This is a genomic window from Erythrobacter sp. EC-HK427, from assembly GCF_902498745.1.
GTDB lineage: Bacteria > Pseudomonadota > Alphaproteobacteria > Sphingomonadales > Sphingomonadaceae > Alteraurantiacibacter.
In genome coordinates, this window is record NZ_LR701479.1 from 1,921,210 (window position 1) to 1,939,099 (window position 17,890).

General features: G+C 64.2%; 15 protein-coding genes and 1 tRNA gene. 2 read left to right on the top strand and 14 right to left on the bottom strand.

All coding sequences use genetic code 11. From position 1 onward, the window contains the following. Nucleotides 1-29: 29 nt before the first annotated feature. The 11 genes from GC121_RS09450 to yghU all read right to left on the bottom strand — a co-directional run bounded on the left by GC121_RS09450 (nt 30) and on the right by yghU (nt 13,436). Nucleotides 30-1,082 carry a hypothetical protein gene (locus GC121_RS09450; protein WP_151974047.1) on the bottom strand — a complete coding sequence of 351 codons (1,053 nt, stop codon included), beginning with the start codon at nt 1,080-1,082 and terminating at the stop codon, nt 30-32. 38 nt (nt 1,083-1,120) lie between these two features. Further along, the gene (locus tag GC121_RS09455) at nt 1,121-2,917 is read right to left on the bottom strand and encodes a hypothetical protein (RefSeq protein WP_151974048.1); all 1,797 of its coding nucleotides are present in this window, start codon (nt 2,915-2,917) and stop codon (nt 1,121-1,123) included. 74 nt (nt 2,918-2,991) lie between these two features. Next, nucleotides 2,992-4,536, bottom strand: a complete 1,545-nt coding sequence (locus tag GC121_RS09460) for a S8 family serine peptidase (protein ID WP_199857818.1) — start codon at nt 4,534-4,536, stop codon at nt 2,992-2,994. Further along, nucleotides 4,491-5,270, bottom strand: a complete 780-nt coding sequence (locus tag GC121_RS09465) for a hypothetical protein (protein WP_151974049.1) — start codon at nt 5,268-5,270, stop codon at nt 4,491-4,493. The genes GC121_RS09460 and GC121_RS09465 overlap by 46 nt, the downstream gene beginning before the upstream one ends. Then, a complete protein-coding gene (locus GC121_RS09470; RefSeq protein WP_151974050.1) occupies nt 5,267-5,521 on the bottom strand; it encodes a hypothetical protein in 255 nt (84 codons plus the stop codon). Before GC121_RS09470 ends, GC121_RS09465 begins: the two co-directional genes overlap by 4 nt. Then, nucleotides 5,518-6,615 (bottom strand): hypothetical protein, encoded by a 1,098-nt coding sequence (locus GC121_RS09475; RefSeq protein ID WP_151974051.1) that lies wholly within the window; start codon nt 6,613-6,615, stop codon nt 5,518-5,520. Before GC121_RS09475 ends, GC121_RS09470 begins: the two co-directional genes overlap by 4 nt. A 22-nt stretch (nt 6,616-6,637) precedes the next feature. Beyond that, a complete protein-coding gene (locus GC121_RS09480; protein ID WP_199857819.1) occupies nt 6,638-10,552 on the bottom strand; it encodes an N-acetylmuramoyl-L-alanine amidase in 3,915 nt (1,304 codons plus the stop codon). A 4-nt stretch (nt 10,553-10,556) separates the two neighbouring features. After that, entirely contained in the window at nt 10,557-10,919 is a 363-nt protein-coding gene (locus tag GC121_RS09485; protein ID WP_151974053.1) for a DUF3467 domain-containing protein, read from the bottom strand. 174 nt (nt 10,920-11,093) lie between these two features. Continuing rightward, nucleotides 11,094-12,047, bottom strand: a complete 954-nt coding sequence (locus tag GC121_RS09490; protein ID WP_199857820.1) for a sigma-54-dependent Fis family transcriptional regulator — start codon at nt 12,045-12,047, stop codon at nt 11,094-11,096. A gap of 407 nt (nt 12,048-12,454) precedes the next feature. Further along, nucleotides 12,455-12,529, bottom strand: a tRNA-Gln gene (locus GC121_RS09495). Between the two features lie 61 nt (nt 12,530-12,590). Beyond that, the gene (yghU, locus tag GC121_RS09500) at nt 12,591-13,436 is read right to left on the bottom strand and encodes a glutathione-dependent disulfide-bond oxidoreductase (RefSeq protein WP_151974054.1); all 846 of its coding nucleotides are present in this window, start codon (nt 13,434-13,436) and stop codon (nt 12,591-12,593) included. A gap of 314 nt (nt 13,437-13,750) precedes the next feature. Here yghU and GC121_RS09505 point away from each other — a divergent pair, with 314 nt between their 5' ends. Together GC121_RS09505 and GC121_RS09510 are read left to right on the top strand one after the other, a co-directional pair. After that, nucleotides 13,751-14,743, top strand: coding sequence for a rhodanese-related sulfurtransferase (locus GC121_RS09505; RefSeq protein ID WP_151974055.1), 993 nt, complete (start codon nt 13,751-13,753; stop codon nt 14,741-14,743). Then, nucleotides 14,694-15,365, top strand: coding sequence for a glutathione S-transferase (locus GC121_RS09510; protein WP_234421185.1), 672 nt, complete (start codon nt 14,694-14,696; stop codon nt 15,363-15,365). The genes GC121_RS09505 and GC121_RS09510 overlap by 50 nt, the downstream gene beginning before the upstream one ends. 6 nt (nt 15,366-15,371) lie before the next feature. On the opposite strand, the gene GC121_RS09515 is transcribed toward GC121_RS09510, so the two are convergent. The 3 genes from GC121_RS09515 to GC121_RS09525 all read right to left on the bottom strand — a co-directional run bounded on the left by GC121_RS09515 (nt 15,372) and on the right by GC121_RS09525 (nt 17,838). Next, the gene (locus GC121_RS09515) at nt 15,372-16,448 is read right to left on the bottom strand and encodes a branched-chain amino acid aminotransferase (RefSeq protein ID WP_151974056.1); all 1,077 of its coding nucleotides are present in this window, start codon (nt 16,446-16,448) and stop codon (nt 15,372-15,374) included. Between the two features lie 43 nt (nt 16,449-16,491). Further along, complete coding sequence (locus GC121_RS09520) at nt 16,492-16,926, bottom strand: hypothetical protein (protein WP_151974057.1); 435 nt, start codon at nt 16,924-16,926, stop codon at nt 16,492-16,494. A gap of 393 nt (nt 16,927-17,319) precedes the next feature. After that, the gene (locus tag GC121_RS09525) at nt 17,320-17,838 is read right to left on the bottom strand and encodes a hypothetical protein (protein WP_151974058.1); all 519 of its coding nucleotides are present in this window, start codon (nt 17,836-17,838) and stop codon (nt 17,320-17,322) included. Nucleotides 17,839-17,890: the final 52 nt, after the last annotated feature.

Consider the following 17,890-nt stretch of genomic DNA (forward strand, 5'->3'; position numbering starts at 1 on the left):
CAGAACCTTTGCAAGAGAGGGGACGCGCTTCAGGCTGCCGAAGGCAGGGCCTCGGCGTGCAGTTCGAATTCCACCGGGCGCAAATAGAGGCTGACGCGGGGCGGCGAATGGCGGTCGGTCTTCAGGCTGATGATCGAGAAGCGGCCGGGCCAGTGCTCGTCTTCGGGCGTGAAGGCGCCCATCCACCGCTCCAGCGCGGCAAGGCTGCGCGGGCGTTCGGCCAGTCCCATGGTCAGCAGGCTGAGGAAGGCGGGTGGCACATCGGGGATATGCGCCAGCAGCAGATACAGCTCGAAATCGGGGCCGCCCGGGCCTTCGCCAAAGGCGAGCAGCGCCGCATTGGCAGGCAGATCGAAGCGCCCGCCGAGCACCAGACCGACCGTTTGCATGATGCCCGGCAAGCGGTGGCCGAGGCCGAGCGCATCGAGCGCGGGCTGCAAATCGGCGAGCCTGAGCGGCTGTGTTGCGGCAAAGGTCAGCCGCTGTGAGCCCGATTGCCGTTCCGCCGCCAGCGTGGTGAACAAGGGTTTCAAGCCGGGGATCAGCTGCGTCACCACCTGTACCGTGCGGAACAGGCCGGCGGGCAGCTGGTCGATCGTCGCACCGTCGCCATTGGTCTCGTAATAGACCTTGGACGAATACAGCCCGTCTCGATCATAGGACGATCCGAAGAACGCGCCGTAATCGAGCGAGCCGCGCGCGCTCATCCCGCGAAAGGGTTCGCTTGCCCGGTCGAACCAGTACACCGCATCGCTGCCGATATTCTGGCCGAGCAATCGGCGCATTTCGCGGGTCGATTCGTTGCGGCGGTCGATCCCCGATGCCTCGGGCGGCAGCGGTTCGATGGTGAAGCGCAGGATGTTCGGTTGTAGCTCCGAAAAGCTGGGCTCGAACGGTGCGGCCATCGGCATTAAAGCGTTACGGCCATAGCGCGGATCACCATCGGGATAGTGGAAGGTGCGGCGCAGCAGGTCGGTAATCGACGGCACCGGGTCCGTCGTCCCAATCCGCTGGGCGGCCCGGCGCAGGCGCCGTTCCACCTTGTGCATCAGCGGTTCGGCCGTGGGAGCGAAATAGCTCATGACGGTATTCCTTTCCTGTTAGAGTGTGGAGGCTGCGATCAGTGCCGCGTCCACATCATGCCTCTGCCCGCGTTATTGGAGAGACCGATGCCCATGCCATCGAGCATATCCTGCGCCATGGCGGGGATCGGGATCGGCTTGCTGGTGGTGGTCGGCGCTTCGCGCGGCTGCGACAGCTCTTCGATCTGGCTATCGCTGGTGGCGGTATCGGCCAGCCACAATTCGCAGGCATTGACGAGGTCGTAATCGCTGGGATTGACCGTGGCCCGGTGATTGAGTTCCTCGATCGGGCTGCGAACCTCGGCCAGATTGATCAGCATTCCGGTGGGCTTGCTGATTTCCTTGGCGCGCTTTGCCAACCATTCGATAATGATAGTGCCGCAAGTCGCCAGCGTGCGATAGCGCGAGCTCGTCTTGGCGCCGCCGAGATCGTAGGTCGCCACGTGGTCGATCACCTGCCACATATCCCGCGCGCCGTAGGCCGCAAGAATCTCCTTATCTTGCAGCAGCTTGATCACGAAGGACACCTGCGCCTGGATTTCGCGCGCGGCGTAATGCGCCATGCCGTAGCCATGCAGCGTCAGGTTCGCGGCCAGATCGCGCGCAGCCTTGCGCACCTGTTGCTGGCTGATCGATCCGGGCACGGACGACCGCAACAAGGTATCGACATCGTTCTGCCGGACATAGGACGACACGGACGAGACGAAGCGGATCCACAGATCGTTGAAATCGCGATTGACCAGCGCGTTGGGATTGCCGCCCGGAACGCCGAGCGTGATCGTCTGGAAATCGCGCCGTTCCTGCTCCGACATCCGGTTCGGTGCCTCGCGCCAGTAATTGTAGAGCAGCCGCCCGGCCGAGCCGGAGCCGACCGGCAGCATTCCGCGCTGGAACTGTTCGACGATCCGGTCGACCACTTGGAAGACCTTCAGCTCCTCGAACATCGCCGAAACGATCATCGGGCCCATCACGCGGATATTTTCCCGCACGATGTTCTGGTCGGCCAGATTGTCGAGATCGGGCAGTTCGATGCCTGTGAGCGCAATGCTGTCGCGCGAACCGACATTCTGGATCTCGTCGAGCACTTCATTGACCCGCCGCCGCAATTGCGGGACGGTTACATGAATACCCCGATCCTTGAGGCCGCGCAGAACCTTGGCGAACTCCTCAGCATCGACGACGGGTTCGTAAGTGTCGCCACCCGGCCCGTCGGGATCGCCTTCCAGCGAGAGTATCGAGAACACGTCCTCTGCCAGTTGGCCATAGCTGGCCGCTTCGCCGACCGCTTCGAAGAATTCCTGCGTGAATTCGGCGTAGCGTTTGCTGCCTTCGTCGGGATAGAGCGTTTTGCCATGCGCTGTGCCGCTGGCTTTTACGCCGGTGGTGCCGGATTGCTGGCCGACCACCGTGACCGGCGGCGGCACCGCGCCCTCGGCTTGGAGCAAGCCGAAGGTCAGCGCCGTTTTGATCAGCGATTCCCTCTCTTCGGCGGTCGGGTTGGCCGGATCGGAGGTTTTGCTCGTGTCGAAGCCCATGATCCCGTTTTCCTGCGAGCGCAGGGGCACGGGCAGCAGCTTGTTGGCGTTGAGCAGGGTGCGGGTTGCCACAAACAGCGGATCGAGCACTTCGGTGTGCTTGTTGTTGTTCTTGGCACTCTTGACGCGCTCGTCCTCGATCGCGTCCAGCTCTGCCAGCTTGGCTTCCTGCGCCGACGTCAGCTTCTTGTCATCGGCCAGCCGGGAGAGCTTTGCGCGCTCGTCAAGGAGCTGTGCCGAAGCCACATTTTCGCGCTTCGCCACGTCCAAGAAGCGGGTGTTGAGAAGGATACGGGCCATTGTCTTACTCCTTGATAAATTGCTGTAATCTTATGAATTAGGGTTATGTTTGAGAGGTTTAGGGGGGCGTTCGATCATCCGTCATCGGCGCCTCCGCGGTTGGACGCCGGTTGCTCCCCGGCTGCGCGCGGCGCATCGTCTTCGGGCTTTTCGTCGAGCACGCTGTCGATCTCGCGGTCGAGCGCGAGCAGCGCCGCATGGGCATCGAGCACGCCGCTGCCACAGCCGCCGGGGTTCTCCCTGGCAAAGGGGCGGGCGCTGGCGATCATCAGTCGTTTGGCAAGCGCGGCATTGACCGGAAACGCCCGCCTGTGCGCTCGCGCTACAAGGAGCGCTGCAGTCGCCGAGACAAACGGGGCGGCGAAACTCGTTCCGGTGGCGTGCTGGTATCCGCTGATCGACGTCGTCAGCACCCTACTGCCGGGCGCGCATAGCGCTACGTGCCCGCCACGGGTGGAAAAGCCGGAGATGGCGCCGTCGCTCTCGACCGAGCCGACCGCGATGACATCGGGATAGGCGGCGGGCCAGTAGCGCGTCTCCTGCCCGTTATTGCCGCTTGCCGCGATCAGGATGCAGCCGCGCGCAATGGCATAATCGACAATGTCCTGATGCGGCTTGGGGCTGTTGGGCGACAATGCGGCATCATCAGTGCCGAAGCTCATATTGATGACCTTCGCGCCCAGATCGACCGCCAGTTTCATCGCCATGTCGAGATCGCTCAGCGCGCCGATACCCACGGCCTTGCCCTTGCCGGGCAGCTGCGCAGCGGCCAGCGCGCGCATCGGCAGGATCCGGCTCGCTCCGCCAAGGCCGCGCGGGATATTGAGCCCACGCGCGGCGATGATCCCTGCGCAGCCCATGCCGTGGCCGACATGATCGTCTGCTGGATTGCTGTCATTGTGGCGGTGGTCACCCAGCAGCGTAACGCCTGCCGCCACCGCGCCGTCATCCAGCCGCACGGTATCGTATCCCGCCTGGAACGCATGGGCGAGCTCGGCGTGGCCGCTGGCGATGCCGCTATCGATCAGTCCGACGCGCACCCCTTCGTCCCCCGGTTCGTGCGCCAGTGCCTGGCTTGCATTGACCATCGCGTGGAGCCGGTGCACCTCGTCATCGCCGAAGCCGCCGGCAGGGGCCTGGATGTCGAACGGGGTGGTGGTGAGATAGTTGGGGCTGGCGGTTTCGACCGTAGGGATTTGCCGCAGGATTTCGCACAGCGCGCCGATGGGCGTGCCATTGGGCACCCGCAGCGCCAGCGTGCGCGCCACGCCGGTGACTTCCTCGATCGCATCGAAGCCGTGATGCCGCTTGCCGGTTTCGTTCGCGTTGCCGGCCGCCGCGTGCAGCCGCACGGCGCGGAAACCGCCGGCGATTTCGCTGGTGATCCGGTCAATCGGTCCGCCGTCGATGGACGTCGCGGCAGCGTGCGCCCGGCGCGTGACATCGCGCAATACCGGAATGTCGCGCGGCGCTTCGCCAAGCGAGAGCTTTACCAGCAGCGTATCGGGCAGCGAATATTGCCGGTCGCCTTCGGCGCTCCATGGTTCGGTCAGCGAGAGGGCATTGCTCGTCATCATGACATCACCTCCGCCTTCGGGGTGGCGATCAGCGGCGCGCATTCGGACAGGTCGAAGGCCATCGCGCTGGCGGTTTGCGGCGCGGGTTCGACCGACAGCTCGCCCGCCCACTGGTCGTCAGCGGGGGCGAGCAGCAGCTCTCCCGACGAGGACTTGAGGATCGAGACCGGACGGTTGCCGATCTTCACCTGCGGGAAGTGCCCCTTGCGCAGCAGATTGCGGCCAGTCACCCGCAGCAGCGGCGGGCCTTCGGGCCGGTCGGGCGCGACCGGTTCGACCATCTGCACCTGCGGCGCGCTGGCACGCTCCAGCGCCTTGCGCAGCCGGTCTACCGGCAGATTGGTGACGCGGCCGATCGTGCTGACCGTGCCTCTGTCCTGCGCATCCTGGAATTGCCGGACGGTCTGGATCCCCGCCCATTCGAGGCGGCGGCGTTCATCCAGCGTCAGTTCGTCCTCCAGCTCGTCCAGCGACTGGTCGTCCGGATCATTGGACAGGGCGATGGCGTTTTCTTCGATGGCGGGGCGGGTGATGGCGGTGAAAACGAGGTGGAACACGCTCGCATCGGTTTCCCCCGCCGCAGCCGGGCGGATGCGGATTTCGCTATTCGCAAATTCGATATGCGCGCGCAGATCGAGATTGATGTCCTTGATCGCGAAGGTCAGCGGCAGGTTCATATTGCGCGCCTTGATCGCCATCGCCGCCTGCGCCTTGTCGAGCTGCGACTGGACGGCCTGGATAAAATCCTCGAGCCGGAGGGATGAACGGTCGCTCATCCGCCGTCTCCTGCTGGTTCGGCTGCCCAGCGCACGAACAGCCGCGAGGGCGGGGCGTCGAAGGCGGTGCGGGTGATGAAGAGCGGGACATCGCCGAGCAGTTGCATTTCTCCGCCGGAGTGGTCGAAGCGCAGTTCGACGGGCATTTCCATCTCGATTTCGCGGATGGCCACGGGCGCGCCGCGCGCACCCTCTGCCGCGCCTTCGGCGACTTCGCTGAGCAGGGCGGAGAGGGGGCGGCGCAGCATCATGGCGTGCTCTCGCTTGCCGGAGCGGGCGCGACTTGCTGAGCCGGGTCTGGGGCCGGTGCGGGTGCCGGAGCAGGTGTGGGCGGCAGCGTCTGGACCGCACGCGCGGCTGCAATCGTGGCGTCCGCGCGGCGGCTGTGGCGTTCGAGCAGGGCGCGCTGCGCTTCGTCCACAAAGCGTTCGAGCGGGACGTAATCGCTGGCGAAATTGATCCGCACCTTGCCTTGGATATCGGCCTGCAATTGGGTGTCGGACTGCGCGTTGACGTCGACCGTCGCGACTTTCACCGCCGCTTGCTGGGTGCCGCGCGCGCCCCACTGGTTTTGCGGCGTGGTGGCATCGCCGCCGGTGGCATAGGTTACCGCCGCCCGGTCGCGCGCGGCGGCGCGGAAGCGCAGCGAGGTGTCGATCATGCCGTCCTTCACGACGACGCGCTGCATTCCCATCAGCACCATGTTCGAAAGCGTCGACAGCCGCTGCTGCGCCATGCGGCGACGGGCGAGCGGGAGCAATTCGTTCTCCAGCGCCTCGGTATCGACCGGGGAGCCTTCGAGCCCGTAATCGCGCATCGCGGTGGAGCTTTCGGCCTCTTCGCGCCCCGGCGCGATATAGGGAGCCAGCTTCATGCTGCCGCTGCCATCGTCGACCAGCGTCAGATCGTCGGGATATTGCTCCACCAGCCAGCCGCGGGTCTGCCCTTCGGTGACGTTATCGCGGGTGAAATCATCCAGCGGCTTGGAAACCGCCGAAACCAGTTCAGCAAAGGATTCGGTCTGCCGGATCGAGCTGTCGACAATCGCGTCGAAAGTGCCGTGCACCAGCGAGGCGACGAAGGCGGGAAAGTCGATTTCGTCCGAAAGCTGGCCGGCGCGGCGGCCCAGCGCATCGACCGCCTTTTCCTTCGGCGGGGACACCGCGCCGCCAGCGGGCTCCCCGAATGCGGGCTGCGCGCTGCTACCATATCCGCCAGAGCTGCCCCCTGTGCTGCCGCCGCCGATCGAGCGGCCAAAGGCGTCTCTGCCGGACATGGCCTCCACCGGCGCGTGCATCGGTGATGCACCCGCGCTGCCGGGAGGGGGAGGAATATGCCTTGCCATGGCGGTGCAATCCCTCGCGCAATCAGCTCTGGACCGGTTCGGGCGTGGCAGGCGGCTGGTGGCCTGCGGCACTGCGATTATCGGTATCGTGCCGGATCGTGTGCTGGCCGTCGCCATTCAGCGTCACTTCGCTGACGGCGACCTGTTCTTCCTCGCCATCCTTGGTGAAGAGTGTGACCACCTCGACCCTGACCTGCGCCTTGCCCGGGCCGTGAGAGCCGGGCAGCAGATCGGCCAGCACCTGCATATTCCAGCCATCGGGCGAAGCACCGTCCAGCGGCGTGATGCCGATATTGCCGACCGCGCCGCCCTTATGCGACCAGTCAATGGCGATGCCTGCATGGGTACGGCCATTGGCGCCGTCGATATAGGGCCAGTCACCGAGCTGGATCGGCGCGGCACGCTGCGCATCGACATTGGCCTGATAGCCGGTTTGCGGCTGCACGAAGCCTTTAAGCTGGGCAAGCTCGTAGCGGCGCTTGCCCTTGTCGAGCACTTGCCGCGTCACCGTGACATCGGGGCCGAACTGGTGCGGTTCCACCGTGCCGCCAATGACAGCCGGAGCGGGTGCGGGGGCGGGTGCATGGACGGGTACGGGCGCGGGTGCCTGGGCCGAAGCAGGTGTTGGCGCAGGCGCAGCAGCATCGGCCATGGCGTAGCCCGGCGGGGTCGAACTGCCGCGATTGGGCGTCTTGCCATGCGTCCCGTTGGCATGGAGCACCTGCACCACGGCGTGCGGTGCAGCGGCTTCATAGGCGCGGATGAAGTCCATGAACGGCAGGATGTAGCGGCTGCCGGTGGCGTGGGTGGAGGGCACTTGCCCTGCGGGCCGGCCATTGCTGCCCACAACCATATCCCACGGATCGGTGACCCGCACGAACCAGTTGCCGCCATCATTATACATTCCGGTGACGACCACGACATGGCCCGAATTGCCGGGAATCTCCGCAACGAAAAGCGGCCCCTTGCTTTCCAGCAGCGCGAACCATTCTTCGGGCGGCAGGCTTTGTGCCGGTTCGTAGGTCAGGCCGATTTCGGCGGCGAGATCGTCAAAATCCTCGCCCGCAATCGCGCGCTTGATGCTGCGCCGTGCAATGTCGGCAACAGATTGCGGGGTGACGCTCTGATCGTCCCGCCAGCCGATCACCATCGCGGCGGACGTCGCCCAGCAGCTAAGGCTGGTCGGCTGCGCAATTTGCTGCACGCTGTCCCAGTTGATCGTTTTCGACTGGCCGCCGGAAAACGCTCCGCCGAAGGTGCCATAGCCGGTGTCCGCCATGCCATAGCTGTCATAGGACTGGCCGCTGCTGGTGCGCGGGCTCACGATTGTCCAGCTGGTATCGACATCGCGGTCGCTTGGCGGGAACAGCGAATTGGGCGTGCCGCCATGGGCCACCGGATCGTAATGGTGGATCCTCTGACCGTTGACGTAGATTTCGTGCGCCGGGAAGCCGTCATGGTCGCCCATGGCCTTCACTTCCACCTGCCCGTTTGCATTGCGGCGGAAGTAGATCGTCACATCGGCATCGATATTGGGCGATCCGGGAACCAGCACATTGTTGCCCGATGCCATCATCGTGACCGGCGAGGAATTGCTCGTCATCGAGAAGACACTGCGGAAAGTGCCGGGTGCGCCGCGATAAATGCGCATATTGGAATCGCTGACGGTGAGGCCCCGGCTGCTGGTGGGGCGCACGCCGGAGTGCTTTTTCTGCTTCCACCAATCGGGCTTGCCGCTGACCGCTTCGGTTTCGTCGCGGTCGTAAGCGGTGGAGGGTTCCCAATGCCGCCGGATGCTGCGCACAGCGGCAATCCCGCCGCCCGGTGTCACCTCGACAATGGCAGACATTTCGCCCCGGCTGCTGCCCGCGCTGTAGCTGAAACCGCGCCCGTCACCGCCGAAATCGCCGATCAGCGGGAGCCCTGCGATGATCGGCGAGGGGATGAACATCCGGTATTTGATTTCGAAGGTGTCGTTCCCGCCGCTCAGCCCTGCGGCCATCGCTTCCTGTTCATTGCTGAAGGCCATGGCCATGCCAAGCTGGGTTGCCACCGAGCGCTGCACGCTGGTGAAGATTTCCAGCGGCGTCAGGCTCACACCCACGCCCACTTGCAGGCTGACGCCCATAAAGCTGCCGGCATCGTTGAAGATTGCAGCGGCCCCTGCGGTGACTCCTTCACCGCCCGAAATGCCGACCGCCCGGGCGATCCCGCGGAACGAGTCGATCCCGCCCTTGAGGACGGTCAGCTGGAAATTGGCCCCGATCCCGGCGATGAAACCGGCGGTGATTTCCGCCCCGCCATACGCGCCCATGACATTGCCGGGGGCAAAGATCAGCCCCGCTCCCAGTCCCGCACCGCCCAGCAGTCCGGCATTGACCTGCGGGCCGATGCCCACCGATACGCCGCCGAGTTCGGCTGCCGCGCGGGCACCGACGACGAAGCCGAGGAGCGATGGATTCACCGCGAGCATCGCCTGAATGGCAATGCTGCGCATCTGCGAATAGGTTTCGGTGCTGGGCGGGGTGACAGCCTGCCCTTCGTTGGAAAGCTGCACCGCATCCAGATTGAGCGCCTGCACCGGCACCACACCGAGGCTTTGCGCGGTCACCAGCGCAAATTCCTCCGCAACCAGCGGCATATAGGCATCCCAGTCCCAAGCGCCGTTGGGGCACGAGGTGTGGGACGTGCTGGTGTTAATTTCGCTATGCCCGACAATCGTCGTGCGGTTGGCGGGCAGGCTATATTTCTTGCACAAATGCGCGACGAGCTTGGCGCTGGCGCGATATTCGGCTTCGCTTGGCGGGGTGTGCGGATAGTGCGTGCGGCCATAGGTGGCGCCGCCCTGCTTCACCGCGACGTGTTCGATCCCGATGCTGCGCCGGTTGGCGGTGCGGTTGCCCGCGTGCCAGGCGGTGTCCTGCTCGCGCACGAATTGCAGCACATCACCGTTCTGGTCGACCATGTAATGCGAGGAGGCATTGGCTTCCTCGCGCGTGAACCAGTCGCCGACATAGGGTGTTTGCCCGGCATCGGTGATATGGATGACGATGCGGTCGATCACCTGCCCGGCGCGGCCGTTGGAATAGTTGGGCGACGGCTTGATGCGGGTGACACCGGCATATTCGGCAGCCGTCAGTGCGCGCGGGCGACCGGTAAAGGCCGCAGCAGTGGCGGCAGGCTGATCGTCCACCACCGGCCCTTCAACGCCCTGATCGTCCAGCCGGTCGCGCTCGGTATCGGCGGTGAGGCCTTGCGCAGCGGGCGCTTCGGCAACGGGAGTTTCAGCAATAGGCGGCGGGGGCGCGGGTTCGGCGCTGCTTGCCGGCAGCGGGCCGAAGCCATCGTCATAGGGAACCGGAGCGGCGGGCGCAGCCGCTCCGCCCGGTGTGCCTGCGCTAGGCGCGGCAGGTGGTGCGACCGGCGTCTGCGGTTGCCCGCCTGTCTGCTGCATTCCCGGCTGAGCGGCATCGCCAGCCCAGGTCAGGCGCACGCCGCTCTGCCCGTCTCCATAGGCCGCATTTCCCGCACGCCGCGGGAACATCCGCACCCGCCGCATCGCGCTGTCGGTCAGGCCGGACAGCGAGATATAGGGGCTGGAGCCGGTCGGCAGGACATCCACGCTCCAGCCGGTGTCGCCCGATCCCGCAGGCGCGGTGGCAAGACCAAACCACAGCCGGTCGGCATCGGTGAAGCGCGCGAGTATTTCGGGCGGCAAAGTGTAGACCGCTTCGGCGCGGGGCAGGGAAAGCACGCCTTGCTCGCGCGTGGTGAAGAAGGTTGACCGGCTGCGGCCTTCCTTGCTGGTGAACAGATCGGGCGATGTTGCCACCACGATTTCCGCCTGGCGCGGTGTGCCATCGGTATGGATGGTGAAGCTCGCCAGCGGGAAACGGTCGCTGATATCGAGCCGGTTGGGACGGATCTGGGCTTTCATCGGATCACCTCTTTGCAGGATCGGAGTGTTGAGCGAGCGCACGCCGACGCGCATCGGCGGCGCGGCGCTCGAATTCTTCGGGACTCGTCAGGCCGAAATCGCCCGTGACATCGGGGGCGGCGAGGTCAGGTATATCGCCGTGGTCGCGCTCGAAACGATCGACGCTGTCGCCGAGCATCCGCGACAACAGCTTGGCGTGGGTGGGGCTGAGGGCGATCCGCTTCGACAGGCGGATATCGCCGCTTTGCGGTTCGACCTGCCCGACATCGATCAGGAATTCCGCCGCATTATGGCCGATCTCGAAATAGTTCGCATAGGCCGCCATCGGCGCCGCCCGTTCGCGCAAACCATTTCCGCCAGTTGCCATGATGCAGCTCTCCTATCGGTTGTTCCGATGGAGATTGCAGGGGGCGTGCCAATTGCATGGGAATGGCGGATTTGCGGGGTTTCTTGGGTGAAGGCGCTGCGTCCGGATCGCCCCGCTTGTGTCACAGGTTACAGCGCAGGTGTCACAGTCGTGTCGCGTGTTACACTGGCAGCATTACGCTTCGGGCTCTTCGTCTCCGATCGCGTATTTGTCGAGCTTGCGATACAGCGTCATGCGTGACCAGTTGAGCCTTTTGGCCGCCTGCGCCTTGTTCCAATGGGTTTCCTGCAACGCTTCCATAATCTGCTCGCGCTCGGGCAGGCGCGTCACTTCGTGCGTGGCGAACAGGCGGCGATAGCCATCGGGCAGATCGTCCAGATAGACCGGGCGGTGTTCGGGCGGATCGATGAACAGCGCCTCGGCAAAATTGCGCAGCTCGCGGACATTGCCCGGCCAGTCATAGTCGTGCAGCGCATCGAGCAGAGCGCTGTCGGGCGCTTCGACATGGCGGCCATAGCGGCGATTCAGCCCGTCGATGAAATGCGCGAGGATCGGCTCGATATCATCGGTGCGGCTGCGCAAGGGCGCGACCCAAAGCCGGGCGACATTGATGCGGTAGAACAGATCGGCACGGAAAGTGCCCCGCGCGACGCAATCGTCCAGATCCTCATTGGTCGCCGCCACCACCCGCACATCGACCTTGTGCGTGCGGGTAGAGCCAAGCGGCGTTACCTCGCCCGTCTCCAGCGTGCGCAGCAGCTTGCTTTGCGTGGCAGGGCTCATCTCGCCGATTTCGTCGAGAAACAGCGTGCCGCCATCGGCTTGGAGAAACTTGCCCGGATGATCGGCCAGCGCGCCGGTGAACGCGCCCTTGGCGTGGCCGAAGAATTCGGATTCGACCAGATGTTCGGGCAGGGCGGCGCTGTTGACGGCGACGAAGGGCTTGTCGCGGCGCGGCCCAAGTTCGTGGATCAGCGCGGCGACGCGCTCCTTGCCGGTGCCCGTTTCGCCCTGGATCAACACCGGCACCTGGGCTGCGGCAACTTTGGGCAAATAGCTGCGCAAGTCCATCATCTGGACGCTCGATCCGATCAGATCCTGCACAGAAATATGGAGCGCAGCGTTCACTTGTGGCCCTCGCAGCCAAGTCAAACACGCGGCCCTGCCACCGCCTTATGATCTGATCCGGCGCAACGGTAATGGCGCCGCCAGCAGAGCCTTGCGTCCCCTTCCGGATGGCGGAATTTGGCTTCCGCCGCCCGATCTCGAAACGACCGTGGACAAGTGTATTCCTCCCCTTGCGTTAACACTACAGCGTTCATCGCGAATTAGGGGCAGATCATCGCCCGAAATTTACCATCTTCAGCGGATTTTGGGGCTTGACGGCACTTTTGCCGCATTTCTACTAATAAGCCAAAATCATATACTTATACGATTTTTCGGAGTCGATTTGTAGAGATGCGACAAATGCCTCGCGAATCGCTTCGCCACGCGAGTCGCGGGTTGGAGATGGCAAAGGCTGGCGGGAGGAAAACTGGCTGGGGTGGCAGGGATCGAACCTGCGAATGTCGGTACCAAAAACCGATGCCTTACCGCTTGGCTACACCCCAGCAGAGGAACGCCCATATAGCGGCCATCTGCCGGGACGCAAGCGGTGGCTTTGGGGCAGGATTACAGCTTCCCGGCAAAATCCGCAGGCGAGTGCCGTTCGCGCAACTGTTCGCTTTCCTCGCCCCAGCTCTTGTTGACAAGCCGCCCGCGTTTGAAGGCCGGGCGCGCGGCGATCTCTTTTGCCCAGCGTGCGACATTTTCGTATTCGTCGATGGCGAGGAAGTTCTTTGCTTCGTTGTAGATCGTGCCTTCGGTGAACGGGATCATCCACGGCGCGGCGGCGATATCGGCGATGGTGTAATCGTCTCCGCCCAGATAGCGGCCTTCCGCCAGCCGCTGGTCGGCGACATCGAACAGCCGCTTGGTTTCCATCGCATAACGATCAATCGGGTAGCGGTATTTCTCCGGCGCATAGGCGTAGAAATGGCCGAAGCCGCCGCCGATAAAGGGCGCGCTGCCCACTTGCCAGAACAGCCAGCTCAAGACTTCGGCGCGGGTGTGATCGGTGGGCAGGAAAGCCCCGAACTTTTCCGCCAGATGCAGCAGGATCGCCCCGCTTTCGAACACGCGCACTTCGCGTTCGCCGCTGCGGTCGAGCAAAGCCGGGATCTTCCCATTGGGGTTGAGCGCGGTGAAGCCGCTCGAAAATTGGTCGCTCTCGCTGATATTGATGAGCCATGCGTCGTATTCAGCGTCGGCATATCCGGCTTCGAGCAGCTCCTCGAACATCACCGTTGCCTTCACCCCGTTGGGCGTGGCGAGCGAGTAGAGCTGGAAGGCGTGCTCGCCCTGCGGCAGCTCCCGCTCGAACCGCGCGCCCGCAGTGGGGCGGTTGATATTGGCGAATTGCCCGCCGTTTTCGGACGGCTGCCAGACTTTGGGCGGAGTGTAGGTGTGATCGGTCATCGCAGGGCTCCAGACGGGAGGGAGGAAATCTCGCCGCCAGATGGGGCGATACCCGCGCCGGTGCAAACAAGGCAAATCTTGGGGCGTTTCAAGCGCGGCTTTCCGCCTTTGCGAAGCAGAGCGACGCTTTCCTACAACCAGCCCGATGTGCTGCTGGCGAAGTCATGGACACAGCCTCGGCCAGAACCGGCACTTGCACTGCCAAAACTGCGCGCCCGCAGGTGCCCGGTCACGCCTTGGAATTTCTTCCTCAGGACTGTGTAACAGGTGTAACAGGTTGCCCGCAGACGGCTCGTCTCGCTAAAGGGTGCGCCATGCCCGATACCCCGCCCGCCACCAATGCACCGATCCGCGTTGCCGCGCTTTACCAGTTCACGCGGTTTGAGGATCCGGCTGCGCTCAAAGCGCCGCTGCTCGGCGTGTGCGAGGAGAACGGCGTCAAGGGCACGCTGCTGCTGGCGCAGGAGGGAGTCAACGGGACGATTGCCGGTTCGCCTGCGGGGATTGGTGCGGTGCTGGAACACATCCGAGCGCTGCCCGGTTGCGCGGCCATAGAGGTCAAATACTCCGCCGCTCTGGAGCCGCCCTTCCACCGCATGAAAGTGCGGTTGAAGCGCGAGATCGTGACGATGGGCGAGCCCGATCTCGACCCGCGCGAGCACGCAGGCACCTATGTCGCGCCCGAGGACTGGAACGCGCTGATCGCCGACCCCGACACCATCGTGATCGACACGCGCAATGACTATGAAGTCGCCATCGGCAGCTTCGCAGGCGCGATCGACCCCGCAACGCCGACATTTCGCGACTTCCCCGCGTGGTTCCGTAACCAGCGCGCCAAGCTGCTTGGCGAAGGCAAAGCCCCCAAGGTCGCCATGTATTGCACCGGCGGCATCCGCTGCGAGAAATCGACCGCTTTCCTCGCCAAGGAGGGGGTGGAGGAGGTCTATCACCTCAAGGGCGGCATCCTCAAATATCTCGAGAGCATCCCCCCGGAAAGCAGCCTCTGGCGCGGCGAGTGTTTCGTGTTCGACGAGCGGGTGAGCGTCGGTCACGCGCTGGTGCAAGGCGAGCACGGGCTGTGCCGCGCCTGCCGCCGTCCGGTGAGCCGCGAGGACATGGCCTCCGCGCACTATGAGGAAGGTGTGAGCTGCCCTGCCTGCTATGCCGAACGCAGCGAGGAACAGCGCGCCTCCTACCGCGAACGGCAGCGGCAGGAGCGGCTGGCGGCCGCGCGCGGCGAGGCCCATGTCGGGCGGCATGAGGTGGACGATGGGGATGATGCTGCGGATGACGACGCGAATGGCTGATCCGGTGCTCTACAGCTTTCGCCGCTGCCCCTATGCGATGCGCGCGCGGATGGCGCTGGTGGTGAGCGGGACGGCCTGCGAATTGCGCGAGGTAAAGCTGGCGGACAAGCCGCAAGCGATGCTCGACGCCTCGCCCAAGGGGACGGTGCCGGTGCTGGTGTTCTGCGATGGCACGGTGTTGGAGGAAAGCGTGGCGATCATGCGTTGGGTGCTGGCGCGCCACGATCCCGAAGGCTGGCTGGCGCGCGAAGACGCGGCGCTGGTTGCGGAGAATGACGGCCCGTTCAAAGCCGCGCTCGACCACTACAAGTACCCGACGCGCTACAACGACTGCGACCCGCTGCCGCACCGCGCGCGGGGTGAGGCATTCCTGCGCGTGCTGGAGGAACGGTTGGCGGGGCAGGGCCAACTAGCGGGCGACCGGCGCGGCCTGACCGATATTGCGATCTTCCCCTTCATCCGCCAATTCGCCAACCACGACCGCGCATGGTTCGACGCGCTCGACCTGCCGCATCTGCAAAGCTGGCTGGCGGGGCATCTGGCGAGCACGCTGTTTGCCACGATCATGCAGCGGGAGGAGCCGTGGCGGGAGGGGAATGCGCCGGTTGCAATGGCGCTCTAAGCTACTCTAACCCAGCTTCATCACCCAGCCATGGGTGTCTTCCACCGTCCCGCGCTGGATGCCGACGAGCTTTTCGCGGATCGCGCCGGTCAATTGGCCGGGGCCGCCCGATCCGATGGTGAACTCGCCGTCATGGCTCGCCACCTTGCCCACCGCGGTCACCACGGCAGCGGTGCCGCAGGCCATGGTTTCGACCAGCTTGCCGCTTTCCGCATCGGCCCGCCATTGGTCGATCGAATACATCTCCTCGGCCACATCCAGCCCCTGCTCGCGCGCGAGGGTGAGGATGCTGTCGCGGGTGATGCCGGGCAGGATCGTGCCGCGCAAAGGCGGGGTAATCATGCGGCCATCATCGAACACGAAGAACAGGTTCATGCCGCCCAGTTCCTCGATCCATTTGCGCTCCGCTGCATCAAGGAACACCACCTGATCGTGGCCCTTGGCAAAGGCTTCGCCCGTGGGGACGAGGCTCGCCGCGTAATTTCCGCCGCATTTCGCCTCGCCCGTGCCGCCGGGGGCAGCGCGGGTGTAATCGCTCACCCACACGCTGACGGCGGGGGAGCCTGACTTGAAGTAGTTTCCGGCGGGCGAGAGGATCACGAGGAACTTGTATTGCTTCGCCGGACGCACGCCCAGAAACGCCTCGGTCGCGAACATAAAGGGCCGGATATACAGTGCGCCGCCATCTACGCTGGGGAACCAGTCCTGGTCCTTGAGTACGAGCTGCCGGACGGCTTCGATAAACAGCTCCTCGGGGATCGCGGGCATGGCAAGCCGCGCGGCGCTCTTGTTGAAGCGGGCGGCATTGGCCTGCGGGCGGAACAGCGCCATGGTGCCATCGGCTAGCCGATAGGCCTTCATCCCTTCAAAGATTTCCTGCGCATAATGCAGCACGCTCGCCGCCGGATCGAGCGCGATAGGGCCGCGCGGGCCGAGCGTGGCGGAGTGCCAACCTTGCCCCTCGTCATAGTCGATGCTGACCATGTGATCGGTGAACAGCTTGCCAAAACCGGGATCGGCGATGGCAGAATCGCGGGTGTCGGCAGGGACGGGTGCCGGGTGAGGAAGATGCTCGAAATTCATAGGGGAGCGATTAGGACGCGGCGCGGGGCGAGGCAAGGGCGCTTTATCGCGAGCCGATGATTGGGAATCGTTCCAAGATTGCATCAAAGGAAGCGATGAGGTTGGGAAAATGTGATTGATCGAGCGAGATATCGAATTCGTGCTTTTGCAAGACAATGTCTGGCGTGATAGCGATCATGCCAGACACCTGGCCGTTCAACGGATTTACCGCCAACTCGATACGCAGATTGTATTCCAAACTCTCCAGAACACAGGTGCCTGCTGTTTTTGCGTGAGCCTCCGACAATGAATTGCGGAACTTGAGAAGATCATTGTTGCGGAGGAAGGGGCCTGTGCATTCGACCCGTGCACCGTGTGTAAGCATCAGCGCTCTCACACGCAGCCAGTTGCCATCCCAAAAGTCGTCGGAATCCGGAAACTCCCGTCCCTCGATCCAGATCGAAAGCCCATCGAGAACAAAGTCAGGATCAGGTGCCATAACGCAATCCGACTAGCCACTCTGTGATAGCAGTGCAATCACTTGCCTTAACCCCACAAAATGAGAAGGCCAGCTCTACCTCGGTAGAACTGGCCTCCGCATGGTCAGCGGTCAGTTAGACCGCCCACGAAGCCTTACTCGGCGACAAAAGATTACCGAATATGCTCCGCATGGGTCTTCACCGACCTCCCTGCTGAACCATGAGACATCGGATCACCTCCTTTCGCGCTATTAGAGCCAGGCCGCCTCGTATCACCGGGGGCCAAGACCTGCGGGCTTCGCGGGTCTTGGGTACAGTAATGAGTCAGCGAGTCGCACAAAACAAGCCTTGAATTATTCTTTTTCACAGTCAGAATAGAGCGTCTGGTCAGAGAGCCGCTCCGCTCAATTTCCTTATCCTCTACAATCCTCCACCACGCGGGTGATTTCCGGCCAGGCCGGGGCGTAGAGCGGCGTAACGCCAGGCACTTCCACTGCGAAGCGTCCGCGCGAAAAGGCCATGGCATCGAGCAGCGCGTCGCTGGCGCTCAATTCGGCAGCGACCAGCGGGGCGGGGCCGTCGGCCGGGCCTGCAGTCAGAACGCGTTCCTGCGTTTCGGTGCGCACCAGCATCTGCACCTGACCGCTCACGCTGCCCGCGCGGGCTATACCGACACGCCGCGTCGCCAGATCGCAGCGGATGATAAGCGCCACGCCGCCCGCGCTCCGGTCGGTGCCGAACACCGCGAGCGTCTCGCCGGTCTGGCGCACATAGGTCCAGTCGCCGCGCGATGCGGGGGCGTCCATCCAGTTTTCCAGCACCGGAGCGACCGGCGTCGGGGCGGGCGCGGGTGCCGCCGTTGCCGCAGGCGACGGAGCGGGTACTGGAGCAGGCGTCGGCTCGGGTGAGGGCGGAATGCAAGCTGCGAGCATCAGGGTGCAGGCGATGCAGGAAGCGGTGCGCAGGAAGAGGGAAGGGGTGATG

Coding starts and splice junctions, on each gene's coding strand:
- GC121_RS09450 (WP_151974047.1), bottom strand. CDS start 1,082: ATGAGCTATTTCGCTCCCACGGCCGAACCGCTGATGCACAAGGTGGAA.
- GC121_RS09455 (WP_151974048.1), bottom strand. CDS start 2,917: ATGGCCCGTATCCTTCTCAACACCCGCTTCTTGGACGTGGCGAAGCGC.
- GC121_RS09460 (WP_199857818.1), bottom strand. CDS start 4,536: ATGCGCGCCGCTGATCGCCACCCCGAAGGCGGAGGTGATGTCATGATG.
- GC121_RS09465 (WP_151974049.1), bottom strand. CDS start 5,270: ATGAGCGACCGTTCATCCCTCCGGCTCGAGGATTTTATCCAGGCCGTC.
- GC121_RS09470 (WP_151974050.1), bottom strand. CDS start 5,521: ATGATGCTGCGCCGCCCCCTCTCCGCCCTGCTCAGCGAAGTCGCCGAA.
- GC121_RS09475 (WP_151974051.1), bottom strand. CDS start 6,615: ATGGCAAGGCATATTCCTCCCCCTCCCGGCAGCGCGGGTGCATCACCG.
- GC121_RS09480 (WP_199857819.1), bottom strand. CDS start 10,552: ATGAAAGCCCAGATCCGTCCCAACCGGCTCGATATCAGCGACCGTTTC.
- GC121_RS09485 (WP_151974053.1), bottom strand. CDS start 10,919: ATGGCAACTGGCGGAAATGGTTTGCGCGAACGGGCGGCGCCGATGGCG.
- yghU (WP_151974054.1), bottom strand. CDS start 13,436: ATGACCGATCACACCTACACTCCGCCCAAAGTCTGGCAGCCGTCCGAA.
- GC121_RS09505 (WP_151974055.1), top strand. CDS start 13,751: ATGCCCGATACCCCGCCCGCCACCAATGCACCGATCCGCGTTGCCGCG.
- GC121_RS09510 (WP_234421185.1), top strand. CDS start 14,694: ATGAGGTGGACGATGGGGATGATGCTGCGGATGACGACGCGAATGGCT.
- GC121_RS09515 (WP_151974056.1), bottom strand. CDS start 16,448: ATGAATTTCGAGCATCTTCCTCACCCGGCACCCGTCCCTGCCGACACC.
- GC121_RS09520 (WP_151974057.1), bottom strand. CDS start 16,926: ATGGCACCTGATCCTGACTTTGTTCTCGATGGGCTTTCGATCTGGATC.
- GC121_RS09525 (WP_151974058.1), bottom strand. CDS start 17,838: ATGCTCGCAGCTTGCATTCCGCCCTCACCCGAGCCGACGCCTGCTCCA.